Below are 12,739 nucleotides of genomic sequence, written 5' to 3'. Positions count from 1 at the left end.
TGCAGCCCATCGTCTGCAGCCGGTTGATGCAGCCATAGCCGCGGTTGTCGGTCAGGATCACCGTGAAGGGCACGCGGCGCATCACAGCCGTCGCGAGCTCCGCATTGGCCATCATGTAAGAGCCGTCGCCGACGAAGCAGAGCACCTCACGCTCGGGCCGCGCGAGCTTGAGGCCCATCGCACCCGCCACCTCATAGCCCATGCAGGAATAGCCGTATTCCATGTGATAGCCGCCCTGAGAGGGCTTCCACAGCAGCTTCAGCGCGCCGGGCATCGTGCCGGCTGCACACATCGCGACCGCATCCTCGCCGGTCGCACGTTGCACTGCCCCGATCACCTGACCGTCGGTCGGCAGTGCCGACTGATCAATGGGCCGCGCGCAATAGGCGTCGACCGCGCGCAGCCAGTCCTCGCGGGCATCGGCATCGGGGGCCTCGGCCTGATAATCGCCAAGCGCCGCGCTCAGCATCTCCAGCGCGATCTTGGCATCGGCCACGAGGCTTTCCGCCCCGTGCTTGGCCGCGTCATAGCCGTGGATATTGATCGAGACGAGCTTCGCCCTTGCCCCGAACAGCGTCCGCGAGCCGGTGGTGAAGTCCTGGAACCGCGTGCCCACCCCGATCACCAGATCGGCGTTTTGCGAGGCGGTATTGGCCGCCGCCGATCCGTCGACGCCCGAGGCCCCGAAACTCATCGGATGGCTCTGCGCGAGGCTCGACTTGCCCGCCTGCGTCTCGGCCACCGGGATCTGATGCGTCGACGCGAACTCGGCCAGAGTGTCCTCGGCTTGGCTATAGACCACACCGCCGCCTGCGATGATCACCGGGCGCTTGGCCCCCTTCACCATCTCAGCCACACGCGCCAGTTCCCCCGCAGCGGGAGCGGGACGGCGAATGCGCCACACGCGGGGCTCGAAGAACTCCACCGGGTAATCGTAAGCCTCGGCCTGCGTGTCCTGACAGAAGGCCAGCACGGCGGGGCCGCAATTGGCCGGATCGGTCATCACCCGCAGCGCGCGGGGCAGCGCGGACAGGATATGCTCAGGCCGCGAGACACGGTCGTAATAGCGCGAGACCGGCCGGAAGCAGTCATTGGCGCTGACGGTGCCGTCGTCAAAATCCTCGACCTGCTGGAGCACCGGATCGGGACGGCGCGTGGCAAACACGTCGCCCGCCACGATCAGCACCGGCAGCCGGTTCACATGCGCCAGCGCGGCGGCCGTCACGAGGTTCGTCGAGCCCGGCCCGATGCTTGACGTCACCGCCATCGCGTGCGTCCGCTTCTTGCCCTTGGCATAGGCGATCGCCGCATGACCCATCGTCTGCTCGTTCTGCCCGCGCCAGGTCGGGAAGACGTCCTTGTAGGCATGCAAAGCCTCGCCGATCCCGGCCACGTTGCCATGCCCGAAGATCGCCCACATCCCTTCGATGAACCGCTCGCCATCCTCGGTCATCTGCACCGAGAGCCACTTCACCATCGCCTGCGCGGCGGTCAGCCGGATCGTCTCGCTCATCTCTCTCTTCCTCTCTGGGGCCACTTCCTCTTGGCCCAAATATCCCGGGGGGCTCCCGTCAGGGAGCGGGGGCAGCGCCCCCTCCCCGCTTCAAACCTCACGCAGCCTTCGCCGCCTTCGCCCGCGCCGCGTCCCAGATCCCGCAGAGCCGGGTATAGCGCCGCGCCATCTCGGCCACGGCCTCGGCATCACTCAGCTCACCGGCCATCCAGCCCCGCGCCACGTCGCCGAAGATCGTCCGGCCCACGGCGAAGCCCTTGACCAGATCGAACCCGGCCGCGACCTCGAAGCTCGCCCCCAGTTCCGCCTCGGGCGCATCCAAGCCCAGCACCACGATCCCGCGGGTGTGCTTGTCGTATTCCTCGATGGCGGCCACGGCCTTGGCCCATCCGGCCGCGTCCGCCATCGGTTCCAGCTTCCACCAATCAGGGTAGACGCCGATCTCGTAGAATTGCCGGATCAGGGTCGCGGTGGTGTCGGCATCGACCGGCCCCACCTTGGACGGAATGACCTCGAGCAGGAATTCCAGCCCGTTCCTGCGCGCCGCGGTAAAGAGGCGCTTCACCGTCGCCTCTTGATTGGCCCGCGTCTCGGCATCGTCGTCGGGGTGACAGAAGCACAGAACCTTCACCACCTCCTCGCGCGCCCATTGGGTCAGCCCGCCGCAATCGGGGCCCAGTTCCAGCTCCAGTTCCAGCGGGCGCGAGCCCGGCCATTCGCAGGGCCGCCCGATCCAGAGGCCGGACCCGGAGGCCGCATGCAGCGCCGCGCGCCCGATCCGGTCATCGCACAGAATACCGTAGCCCGGCCGCCCGTCCTGCACCTCGGTTGCAGCCGACAGGCACAGCTCCTTGAACGCCCCGCCCTTCTCGCGCGTGTAACCCGGCATCTCTTCGAGCTGCATCCGGTGATCGAAGGCGAAGACCCGATAATCGGGCCAGTCGGGCAGCGAGCGCGTGTGCCGGTTGGTCGACCAGTGGATCTGCTCCAGCTCCGCATCGTTGCGCAGATCGGGCTGGGTGACGCCGCGCTTAAGGAAGAATTCCAGCTCGGTCAGCGAGGGATAAGCGGGCGTGCAGCCATGGCGCGAGACCGCGAAGGCCCCGCAGGCATTGGCGTATTCCAGCGCCTTCGGCCAGCTCTCGCCATCGAGCCAACCCTTCATCAGGCCCGAGAAGAACCCGTCGCCCGCGCCCAGCACGTTGAACACCTCGATCGGGAAGCCCGGGCCAGTCTGACCGTCATCGAGGCTGTCGGGAATATCGCCCTCGAAAGCCACCGCGCCGGCGGCGCCGCGTTTGCACACCAGCGTGGCGTCGGAAACCTTGCGCACCGCACGCAACGCTTCGATCGTATCGGTCGATCCGCCCGCGATGTGGAACTCCTCTTCGGTGCCCACGATCAGGTCGAAATGGTGCAGCACGTCCTGCAGCTTGGCCGTGACCTCGGCGCTCTCGACGAAGCGGCTCTCGCCCTCGCCATGTCCCGCCACGCCCCAAAGGTTCGGGCGGTAGTCGATGTCGAGCGCGGTCTTGGCCCCATGCTTGCGCGCCAGTTCCAGCGCCTTCAGGACAGCCGCCCGCGTGCGCGGATGCGACAGATGCGTGCCGGTCGCGAGCACGCTCCGCGTCCGCGCGATCAGAGCCTCGTCGATATCCTCCTCGCTCAGCGCCATATCCGCGCAATTCTCGCGATAGAAGATCAGCGGGAACTGCTCTGCGTCGCGAATGCCGAGGATCACCAGCGCGGTCAGCCGCTCCGGATCCGTCTTCACGCCAGCCACATCGACGCCCTCGCGCAGCAACTGCTCGCGGATGAAGCGGCCCATATGCTCGTCGCCCACCCGCGTGACAAGGCCCGACTTCAGCCCCAACCGCGCCGTCCCGCAGGCGATATTCGTCGGAGACCCGCCGATATACTTCTCGAACGAGCCCATATCCTCCAGACGCCCGCCAATCTGCGCGCCATACAAATCAACGCCAGCCCGCCCAATCGTGATCACGTCGAGGTTTTTCATGCCATGTCTCCGATCCGGATCGGGGCGCCGTTGGAGCGTGCCATCGCGTGGATCACCGTCTCGATCTCCAGACCGGCGGCGAAATCGGGGCCGGCATTCGGCCCGCCCGCGATGGCTGCGCAGAGGTCGCGCGCCTCGATCACTTTCTGTTCGTTGAAGCCGAAATTATGCCCCGGCGCGGGGCAGAAGGCGGCGAAATCGGGCTGATCGGGGCCGGTCAGGTGACGGATGAACCCCGCCTCTCCGGCGCGGTGCAGCCACAGCTCGTTCATGTTCTCCTGATCGAAGACCAAGGTGCCGTCCGAGCCATGAATCTCCCATTGCAGGCGACACTTACGCCCGCGCGCGACCCGCGACGTGGCAAAGGAGCCCTGCGCGCCGCTCGCGAACCGGATCAACGCCATCGCGCTGTCCTCGTTCTCGACCGGCTTGGGGCCTTCGGGGGAGCTGCGCTCGGGGATCGCGATCTGGGTCATCGCGGTCAGTTCCTCCACCGGCCCCATCAGCGCCACCATCTGCGAGACGAGGTGGCAGCCCAGATCGCCCAAAGCGCCTAGACCGCCAGCCTCGCGCGTCATCCGCCACGACCACGGGAGGCGCGAGTCGGCGGAATAGTCTTCGTCATAGACGCCCCGGAACGCGCGGGGCGTGCCGATCGCACCCTCGGCGATCAGCTTGCGCGCCATCTGAAAGGCGGGCGAACGAAGGTAGTTGTAACCAAGGATCGTGACCTGCCCGGGATGCTCCGCGGCGAGCCCGGCCATCGCCCGCGCATCCTCCAGCGTCAGCGCCATCGGCTTTTCCAGCCAGACATGCTTGCCCGCACGCAGGGCGGCCTCGGCCATCGGGCGGTGCAACCCGTTGGGCGCAGTGATCGAGACCACATCGACCGCCGGATCGGCACAAGTCGCCTGCCAGTCATCGCTGGCGCGTGCGAATCCGAACTGCGTGGCAAATGCGCGGGCCTTGTCGGCCGGTTTGTCGCAGAGGATCTCCAACCGGGGATGCGCGCCGCCGAAGACGGTCGCGAGGTTGCGCCACGCCATCGCGTGGCATTTGCCCATGAAGCCGGTCCCGATCAGGGCCACGCCAAGCGGAGTTTCGGGCATCGGAAGCGCCATGTCACCCTCGGTATCTGAAGTCATTCTTGTCCGTAACAGGGACGCGCGACGCCCCTGCCCGCGTGTCAGATCGTGCCGCCGAGCGAGCCCTCGAGCTGCGCCATCTCCTGGCCACCGGCCATCAGGTCCTGCAACTCGTTCGGCGTGATCTCGCCCCGCGTCGCGGTGCCCAGCGTCTTGCCGCGATTGAGCACGGTGAAGCGGTCGCCCACCGCCATCGCATGGCGCACGTTGTGGCTGATGAACACGACACCCACGCCCTGCTTGCGCACCTTGTCGATGGTGGCGAGCACGTTCGAGGTCTGGCGCACGCCAAGCGCCGAGGTCGGCTCATCCAAGATCAAAACCTTCGCGCCGAAATAGACCGCGCGCGCGATGGCAACGGTCTGGCGCTCGCCCCCCGAGAGGGTGCCCACTGCCTGATCGGGACCGCGGAGGTTGATGCCCATGTTGCGCATCTCCTCGACGCAGACTTCGTTAGCCCGCGCCACGTCGAAGCGCTTGAACGGGCCCGCCCCTTTCGTGGGCTCGCGCCCCATGAAGAAATTGCGCGTCACGCTCATCAGGGGGATCATCGCGAGGTCCTGGAACACCGTGGCGATCCCGGCCTCCATCGCATCGCGCGGGCTCGAGAAGTTCATCGGCTTGTCTTCAAAGAGGATCTCGCCCTCGGTCGGTTTGTGCACGCCCGACATCGTCTTGATGAAGGTCGATTTGCCCGCGCCGTTATCGCCGAGAAGGCAGTGACACTCGCCGGGGCGGATATCGAAGCTGACACCGGCTAGCGCGATCACGTTGCCGAAGTGCTTCTTGATGCCGCGCATCTCGAGGATGGGCTTGGCGTCATCAGCGACGGCGCCGTGGTGGAATGCGGTCTCAATTTCCATATCAGCGTTCCCCCGTCACGCGCTTGCGGATCACGTTGTTGAAGATCACGGCGAGCAGCAGCATCCCGCCCAGGAAGACCTGGAACCAGTCCTGATCGATCGAGGTGTAAGTCAGGCCGATCACGACCATGCCGAAGATGATCGAACCGAAGAAGGCGCCGATCGCCGAGCCGTAACCGCCGGTCAGCAGCGAGCCCCCGATCACCGCGGCGATGATCGCCTCGAATTCCTTCTGGAAGCCACGACGCGCATCGGTGGAGCCCGCGTCGATCACGGTCATGATGGCGACGAGCGCGGCGCAGCAGGCGGTCACGATGAAGAGCGTCGTCTTCACCCGGTTGACCGGCACGCCCGAATTGGAGGCCGCGTTCTTGTCGCCGCCGGCAGCGAAGATCCAGTTGCCGGCAGGGGTGCGCAGCAGGATCCAGGTGGCAAACAGCGCGATACCGATGAACCACAGGATCTCGACCGGCACGCCCGGCACTTTCGGCGCGCCCGACTTGAACGTGTCGATCCAGCCCCATTGGGCGAGCTTCGCGAAGAGCCCCGTGAACGCATCGCCCGAGAAGAACGGTGCCAGCCAGTCATCGCCCACCGCATCGCGCACGCCGCGCAGCTGGGTCGAGCCGCCGGTCAGATATTTCAGCCCGACGAGCGACAGGCCACGCAGAATGAACAGGAAAGCCAGCGTCACGATGAAGGAGGGCAGGCCCGTGCGGATCACCAGCTGCCCGTTCACCACGCCCATCATGCCAGCGAAGATCAGCGTGCCGGGAATGGCCACGATCAGCGGCAGTCCCAGATTGACCACGAGCGCGCCGAAGATCATCCCCGCGAAGGCCACCATCGAGCCGATCGAAAGGTCGAACTCTCCCCCGATCATCAGAAGCGACGCGCCGATGGCGAGAATGCCAAGCTGGGCTGCGGGCGTCAGGAAGTTCATGATCCCCGAAAGGGTGAACATCGACGCATTGGCGGTGAAGAGAAAGAAGATAGTCACGAGAATGAGCCCGGCGATCGCGCCCAGTTCGGGTCGCTTCATCAAGCGCGCGAGAACTGTCTCCTCGCGGACGCGCTCGTCGGTAACCGTGGAGTCGGCAGGCATTATACCCTCCCTGAGAATGCTGGTTCGTGGCGCTTTCGGTTCCGCGACCGCCCGCGGTGGCGCCGGTGGGATGCGCGCGCATCAAGGGGCTCGCGCGCATCCCGGTATCAACTCATCCGACGCGGATCAGCGAATGCCCTTGGCCGACAGATCGACCACCTGAGCCGCCTTGTCCTTGGTGATCAGGTTCGGACCCGAAGCCACGTTCGACGCCGGGATCAGGCCGTATTTCGCGTTGAGAGCGAGGAACGACACCGGCAGATAGCCTTGGAGATACTGCTGCTGGTCGATCGCGAAGGCCGCGTCACCATTCTCGACATCCTTCAGGAAACCCGGAGACAGATCGAAGCTCGCGACGTTGATCTTGCCGCCACCTTCACCCAGCGCCTTGACCGCCTTGACCGAGGGTTCACCCGCCGTCGCCGCACCCAGCGCCAACACGGTGTCGATCGACGTATCGGATTGCAGGGCTGCGCGCACCTTGGCCTCGATATCCGCCGGATCATTGGTGGTCGGCAGCACTTTCACCTGACCGCCAAAGCCCTTGGCGAAACCGGCGCAACGCTGGTCGAGCGAGACATTCCCGACTTCCTGGTTGACGCAGAGCCCGTTCTTGCCACCCATTTCCTTGAGCTTCTCACCCGCGCGCTCACCCGCGGTGAATTCGTCCTGACCGACATGCAGCAGCGCACCCAGCGATTTCGACACATCCGATCCGGCATTCATCGTGATCACCGGGATGCCTGCGGCAACGGCCCGCTTGATCGACGGGCCAAGCGCGTCCGCATCGGGAACCGAGACGACCAAGCCGTCGGGCTCCTGGTTCACGGCGGCGTCGATCAGCTGGCTCATCGCGACCATGTCGAAGGTCTCGGGCGAGCGGTATTCGACATTCACGCCAGTATCCTTCGCCGCCTGTTCGACGCCGTTCTTCACGACCGACCAGAACGGGTCGTTGGCCTGTCCGTGCGAGACCACGACGATATCCGTCGCGAATGCCGGTGCAGCGAAAGCCACGGCGGTGGCCGCAACTGCAGCACGCAGAAACTGTTTCATGTGATCCTCCCAGATTCACTTTCTGTTTGTCACCGCACCGCGCTCCTCCATGTCGCGTCCGATGCGGCCCGGCCGATCCCTTCGGCCTTTGAACCACAGGCGCCTCCTCGCGCCTGCGATTTCCGTCCGTTCCGAGGCAGAGCCTCAGAACGTCGCCAGATCGACGGCCTCCCCCGTCTTGGCGGATTTCGTTGCGGCCTCGGCCATCGCGAGTGCGGCCACGCCGTCCTCGAGCGTCACCGGCATCGGGCGACCTTCCGCCAGAGCAGTGACGAACACGTCCCATTCCGCCGCGTAGGCGGGCATGTAACGTTCGAGGAAGAAATAGGTGGGCTTGGCCGAAGCGACGCCGGCCACGGTCGATTTCGAGACCGTGTTCTCCAGCATGTTGGCCGCGGTCAGCAGCCCCTCCGAGCCCAGCAATTCGACGCGCTGATCGTAGCCGTAGACAGCCCGGCGCGAATTCTTGATCACGGCAATGCGCCCGTCTGCATAGGTCAGCGTGACCACGGCCGTATCCACGTCGCCCGCCTCCCCGATCGCCGGATCGACGATGGAGGAGCCAACCGCGCGAACGCTGACCGGCGCACTGTCCATGATGAAATTCGCCATGTCGAAATCATGGATCATCATATCGCGGAACAGCCCGCCCGAGACCTTGATGTAGGAAACCGGCGGCGGCGCAGGATCGAAAGACGTGACCGAAAGCAGCTCGGCTTTGCCGATCTCTCCGGCGTGGGCGGCAGAGCGCAGCGCGCCGAAATTCGGGTCGAACCGACGGTTGAAGCCGATCATCACAGGCTGGCCGGTTTTCGAAACCGCCGCGAGGCAGGCTTTCGCCCGTTCAAGCGATAGATCGACCGGCTTTTCGCACAGCACGGCCTTGCCTGCTGCCGTCGCCTTCTCGATCAGATCCGAATGGGTGTCTGTCGAGGTGGCGATCAGCACCGCGTCGATGTCGGGATTGGCGATGATCTCCTCGGAACTTGCCGCTTTCGCGTTGTATTTCGCGGCGAGCGCCTGCGCCGCCTCCGCGTTCACATCCGAGACCGCGACGAGCGTGCTGCCCGGATGTCCGGCAATATTTACCGCATGCACCTGACCGATACGGCCGGCGCCCAGCAACCCGACTTTCAACATGCATTCCTCCCAGAACCGATCCGATTCGACCGATGACTGGCGCTAACATCATCCGTTTTGCACGCGCGTGCAAGAATTTTTTGCACGCGCGTGCAAATGGGACTCCGCTGCCGCTCTTTTCTGTGTGTATGCTGGCAAGAAAGCTGATAGGTCAGCTTTTGAGGAGAACCCGATGAGCGACGTGCGCAGACCGAATTTCGAAAACAACATCACCGCCGATGATGTCGCCGAAGCTGCCGGTGTCTCGCGCTGGACGGTCAACCGGGCCTTCAAGAAGGACGCGTCGATTTCGCCCAAGACCCGGACCAAGGTGATGGAAGCGGCGAGCAAGCTCGGCTACGTGCCCGATCTGCGCGCAGCCGCATTGGCCTCGGATCGCTCGAACCTCGTCGCGCTGCTGGTCGATGACTTCGCCAACCCGCATAAGCTGGTGATGATGGAGCGGCTGACGCGCATCCTGCGCAAGCATGGCTGGGATACGCTTCTGGTGAACACGCTCGACCGCGACGATGCGGGCCATGCGATCCTCAACGCCAGCCAGCGCCGCGTCGATGCCGCGATCCTGATCGGGATTCAGTTCGACGATGAGGTTCTCGAGACCGCTCTGCACGCCCGACGTTTCCACAAGCTGATTATCTTCGCGCGCACCTCGCGCCATCCCGACACGATCTCGATCGCGGTGGACGACGCTGCCGCGATGCAGGAGATCGCCGCCTATGTTGCGGAACAGGGCTATCGCCGCCCGCTCTTCCTCGCGGGTCCGCGCACCTACTCCGCGCATCTGCTGCGCAAGGAAACCTTTCTGGGCTGCTGGGAGCGGCGTTTCGGGACCATCCCCGAATTCGCCGAAGTGCCCGCCTATGACCCGATCCTCGCCGAGCAGGTCGTGACCCGGATTCTCACCGGTCGCCCGCGCGACGAAATGCCCGACATCCTCGTCTGCGAGAACGACGCGCTCGCCATCGGCGCGATCGACGTGATCCGGCACAAGCTCGGCCTGCGCATTCCCGAGGATATCGCGGTCACGGGCTTCGACGACGTGCCGCAATGCCAGAGCCCGAATTACGCATTGACCACCTATCGCCAGCCCCTGACGGAGATGGCCGAATATCTGGTCGAAGTGCTCGAAAGCAGCGAAGACCGCGACTTCGACCGCGCGTTCAAGGGCAAGCTCGTCCCCCGCGCAAGCGCCTGACGCCGGAGGGCAAGCGCATCGGTCGACGGGGATAGAGGGCTGATCATTCGCCGTCCGACGCACACATGTCGGCTCAGCGCCCGATCAATGCCGGTTCCTGTACGAGAGAGACACCGAAGCGCGCGCGGACCGTCTCTCGGGCGTGTTCGGCAAGCGCGATGACGTCCTCGACCGCCGCGCCGCCGAGGTTCACGAGGATCAGCGCGTGCGTTTCAGAGAATCCGGCACCGCCCCTGCGGACCCTCTTCAGGCCGCAGAGATCGAGAAGCCTCGCCGCCGAGAGCTTCACGCCGCCCGGCACCGGATGCCCCGGGACGTCCGCCAAGCGTCGCGCGGTCGCGACCGAGACGATCGGGTTGTGAAAGAATGACCCGACATTGCCGATGTCCCTCCAGTCCGGGATCTTCGCCGCGCGTTGAGCCAGAACGGCTTTCATGATCCTGTCCGGGCTGAGTGAGCCGGACAGGTCAGCCAGACCGGCATAGCCGAGATTCGGCTTCCAATCCGTAGGCAGCCGAAGCGTGACCCCGGTGACAAGCTCAACGCCCGGCCTCTCCTTGAAACGGCTGTGCCGATAAGCGAAGCCGCAGTCGCGCGCCGAAAGGCGTCGGGCGGTCCATGTCTTCGTGTCGATAATATCGACGCTCTCGACGAAGTCTTTCAGCTCCACTCCATAGGCGCCGATGTTCTGGACTGGCGCCGCGCCGACAGTGCCCGGTATCCCGGCAAGGTTCTCGAGGCCGCCGATACCCTGCTCCACCGTCCAGCGCACCAGGGCATCCCAGTTCTCACCCGCCTTTGCCGTGACGCGCACACCATCGGAAGCACGCGTCACGCTGCGACCAAGCAATCCGTTGATCCCGACCACGCCGTCGATCTCTTCGGCCAGGACGCAGTTGCTCCCGCCGCCCAGAAGGTGAAACGGCAGGCCGAGACGCCCGGCATATTGCGCGGCGGCGATGATCTCGGCTTCTGTGTGCAGCACCCCGCCGAACCGGGCCTGCGACCGCAAGCCCAGCGTGTTGCGGCGGCCCAAGTCGAACGCTGCCTTCAGCGGTGTCGGCGACTGCGTGACGGGGGGCGTCCACGCACCGGGCCTGCCAGCGCGCGCAACGTCGGTCCGCCGCTCCGCGCTCATGTCACGGCGTCGCGGATGACATAGGTGCAGCGGCGACCGCCCTCGACGATATGTTCAACCCGCTCGACCGAGACATCCTCGCCCAAAACAGCCTTGAACACCGCCTGTTCGGCCCGACAAAAGCCCTGACAGAAAGTCGCCGCGGCGCAGATCGGACAATGGTTCTCGACAAGGAGAAGGGTACCGTCCGCATCACGCTCGGCAGATGCCATGTAGCCTTCGGCGTTGCGCAGCTCGGCCAGCTTCTCGACCCGTGCAGCCAGATCGCCACAGCCCGTCATTTCCGCCTCGTAGAGCGCCTGCGTCGTCGCCTCTCGGGCCTCGATGATGCGCTCGAGCGCCTCCTCCCCTAGAACACCGGAAATGCTGCGCAGAATTTCCACGGTCAGCGCAGCATGCGTGTCCGGAAACCGAGCCTGCCCCTTTTCGCTCAGATGCCAAAAAACCGCAGGTCGCCCACGCCCGGAGGCGCGACGTTCATCTGCGACCAGCCCGTCCTCGGCGAGTTTCAGCAGTTGCTGCCGCGCGGCCTCCCCGGTGGTGCCGAGGCGGGCCCCGACCTGCGCCGAGGTCAGCGCCCCGTGCATCTTCAACGCCATCAGGATGCGCTCAGAGGCGGAGCGCGGCGACCAGCCTGAATCTTCCATCGCGTATTTTTCCAAGCTATCGCTTGACATATTCGCCTCAATCTTTTTCAAAGCACTTACTTGATTTATTAACCCGCCGCAGGCTGCGGCGCAACCACCCCCGCAGGAGACCTGACATGGCTTTCGAACTTCCCGCACTGAACTTTTCCCATGCCGCGCTGGCTGACCGCGGCATGAGCCAGGAAACGCTCGAACTTCACCACGACAAGCACCATCAGGCCTATGTGACGGCGCTCAACGGCTTCGTCGAGAAGACCGCCGACCTTCAGGGCAAGACTCTGGAGGAGATCGTCGTCGCCACTTACGGCGATCCCGCACGCGACGGCATCTTCAACCAGGCGGGACAGCACTGGAACCACATCCATTTCTGGAACGCCCTTTCGCCGCATGGTGGCGGCATCCCCGGCGCACTCGAGTCGCGACTGATCGCCGATTTCGGTTCTGTCGACGATTTCAAAGCGGCGTTCAAGGCCGCAGCAACCGGGCAATTCGGTTCGGGCTGGGCCTGGTTGATCCAGAAGCCGGACGGAAGCCTCGGCGTGACCAAGACGCCCAACGGGGTGAACCCGCTCGCCACCGGCGAGGGCACGGCGCTGCTGGGCCTCGATGTCTGGGAACACAGCTACTACGTCGACTTCCGCAACCGTCGGCCGGACTACGTGACGAACTTCCTCGACAATCTCGCAAATTACGAGTTCGCGGCGTCGAACCTCGCCTGATGCACCGAGCGCCGTGCGCACCACCTGCGCACGGCCTCTTCCAAGCTCATGAGCCCGCCCCATGACATACGTCGTCACCGAAAACTGCATCGCCTGCAAATACATGGATTGCGTCGAGGTCTGTCCGGTCGATTGCTTCTATGAGGGCGAAAATGCTCTCGTGATCCATCCCGATGAATGCATCGACTGCGGCGTCTGCGA

11 protein-coding genes and 1 pseudogene are annotated in these 12,739 nt (G+C 64.9%); 3 read left to right on the top strand and 9 right to left on the bottom strand.

Features of this window, described 5'->3' with window-relative positions; all coding sequences use genetic code 11:
* The 7 genes from iolD to iolG form a co-directional block, all read right to left on the bottom strand.
* On the bottom strand, positions 1–1,513 hold a 1,513-nt coding region (gene iolD, locus B3D39_RS07030; protein WP_286789547.1), incomplete at its 3' end, for a 3D-(3,5/4)-trihydroxycyclohexane-1,2-dione acylhydrolase (decyclizing).
* Positions 1,514–1,610: 97 nt separating this feature from the next.
* Positions 1,611–3,530: a bifunctional 5-dehydro-2-deoxygluconokinase/5-dehydro-2-deoxyphosphogluconate aldolase gene (locus B3D39_RS07025; protein ID WP_274962036.1), complete on the bottom strand. Its 1,920-nt coding sequence runs from the start codon at positions 3,528–3,530 to the stop codon at positions 1,611–1,613.
* A complete protein-coding gene (locus B3D39_RS07020) occupies positions 3,527–4,651 on the bottom strand; it encodes a Gfo/Idh/MocA family protein (RefSeq protein WP_274962037.1) in 1,125 nt (374 codons plus the stop codon). Before B3D39_RS07020 ends, B3D39_RS07025 begins: the two co-directional genes overlap by 4 nt.
* A gap of 65 nt (positions 4,652–4,716) precedes the next feature.
* Positions 4,717–5,538 carry an ATP-binding cassette domain-containing protein gene (locus B3D39_RS07015; protein WP_078523445.1) on the bottom strand — a complete coding sequence of 274 codons (822 nt, stop codon included), beginning with the start codon at positions 5,536–5,538 and terminating at the stop codon, positions 4,717–4,719.
* A gap of 1 nt (position 5,539) precedes the next feature.
* Complete coding sequence (locus tag B3D39_RS07010; protein WP_286789546.1) at positions 5,540–6,643, bottom strand: ABC transporter permease; 1,104 nt, start codon at positions 6,641–6,643, stop codon at positions 5,540–5,542.
* Between the two features lie 126 nt (positions 6,644–6,769).
* Positions 6,770–7,699 carry a sugar ABC transporter substrate-binding protein gene (locus tag B3D39_RS07005; RefSeq protein WP_078523447.1) on the bottom strand — a complete coding sequence of 310 codons (930 nt, stop codon included), beginning with the start codon at positions 7,697–7,699 and terminating at the stop codon, positions 6,770–6,772.
* A 144-nt stretch (positions 7,700–7,843) separates the two neighbouring features.
* Positions 7,844–8,839, bottom strand: a complete 996-nt coding sequence (iolG, locus tag B3D39_RS07000) for an inositol 2-dehydrogenase (RefSeq protein ID WP_274963753.1) — start codon at positions 8,837–8,839, stop codon at positions 7,844–7,846.
* A gap of 172 nt (positions 8,840–9,011) precedes the next feature.
* Between iolG and B3D39_RS06995 the strand changes: the two genes are divergently transcribed.
* Entirely contained in the window at positions 9,012–10,034 is a 1,023-nt protein-coding gene (locus tag B3D39_RS06995; RefSeq protein ID WP_274963754.1) for a LacI family DNA-binding transcriptional regulator, read from the top strand.
* Positions 10,035–10,107: 73 nt separating this feature from the next.
* Here B3D39_RS06995 and murB read toward each other — a convergent pair whose 3' ends face one another.
* Both murB and B3D39_RS06985 read right to left on the bottom strand, forming a co-directional pair.
* Positions 10,108–11,172: a UDP-N-acetylmuramate dehydrogenase gene (gene murB / locus B3D39_RS06990; RefSeq protein WP_274963755.1), complete on the bottom strand. Its 1,065-nt coding sequence runs from the start codon at positions 11,170–11,172 to the stop codon at positions 10,108–10,110.
* Positions 11,169–11,849 (bottom strand): helix-turn-helix transcriptional regulator, encoded by a 681-nt coding sequence (locus B3D39_RS06985; RefSeq protein WP_274963756.1) that lies wholly within the window; start codon positions 11,847–11,849, stop codon positions 11,169–11,171. The genes murB and B3D39_RS06985 overlap by 4 nt, the downstream gene beginning before the upstream one ends.
* A gap of 86 nt (positions 11,850–11,935) precedes the next feature.
* Between B3D39_RS06985 and B3D39_RS06980 the strand changes: the two genes are divergently transcribed.
* Together B3D39_RS06980 and B3D39_RS06975 are read left to right on the top strand one after the other, a co-directional pair.
* Complete coding sequence (locus B3D39_RS06980; RefSeq protein WP_274963757.1) at positions 11,936–12,538, top strand: superoxide dismutase; 603 nt, start codon at positions 11,936–11,938, stop codon at positions 12,536–12,538.
* A gap of 61 nt (positions 12,539–12,599) precedes the next feature.
* Positions 12,600–12,739, top strand: a pseudogene (locus B3D39_RS06975) (ferredoxin); the annotation flags it as partial.

Source organism: Thioclava sp. UBA3469 (assembly GCF_002378135.1).
In the GTDB taxonomy this organism is placed as follows: domain Bacteria; phylum Pseudomonadota; class Alphaproteobacteria; order Rhodobacterales; family Rhodobacteraceae; genus Thioclava; species Thioclava sediminum.
The sequence above is the reverse complement of the archived record's forward strand: the minus strand, read 5'-3'. Positions and strand labels throughout refer to the sequence as shown.

What these genes read in the sequence shown, in the direction of transcription:
- B3D39_RS07015 (WP_078523445.1), bottom strand. Translation starts at nt 5,538, where the DNA reads ATGGAAATTGAGACCGCATTCCACCACGGCGCCGTCGCTGATGACGCC.
- B3D39_RS07010 (WP_286789546.1), bottom strand. Translation starts at nt 6,643, where the DNA reads ATGCCTGCCGACTCCACGGTTACCGACGAGCGCGTCCGCGAGGAGACA.
- B3D39_RS06995 (WP_274963754.1), top strand. Translation starts at nt 9,012, where the DNA reads ATGAGCGACGTGCGCAGACCGAATTTCGAAAACAACATCACCGCCGAT.
- B3D39_RS06985 (WP_274963756.1), bottom strand. Translation starts at nt 11,849, where the DNA reads ATGTCAAGCGATAGCTTGGAAAAATACGCGATGGAAGATTCAGGCTGG.
- iolG (WP_274963753.1), bottom strand. Translation starts at nt 8,839, where the DNA reads ATGTTGAAAGTCGGGTTGCTGGGCGCCGGCCGTATCGGTCAGGTGCAT.
- B3D39_RS07025 (WP_274962036.1), bottom strand. Translation starts at nt 3,530, where the DNA reads ATGAAAAACCTCGACGTGATCACGATTGGGCGGGCTGGCGTTGATTTG.
- B3D39_RS06980 (WP_274963757.1), top strand. Translation starts at nt 11,936, where the DNA reads ATGGCTTTCGAACTTCCCGCACTGAACTTTTCCCATGCCGCGCTGGCT.
- murB (WP_274963755.1), bottom strand. Translation starts at nt 11,172, where the DNA reads ATGAGCGCGGAGCGGCGGACCGACGTTGCGCGCGCTGGCAGGCCCGGT.
- B3D39_RS07020 (WP_274962037.1), bottom strand. Translation starts at nt 4,651, where the DNA reads ATGGCGCTTCCGATGCCCGAAACTCCGCTTGGCGTGGCCCTGATCGGG.
- B3D39_RS07005 (WP_078523447.1), bottom strand. Translation starts at nt 7,699, where the DNA reads ATGAAACAGTTTCTGCGTGCTGCAGTTGCGGCCACCGCCGTGGCTTTC.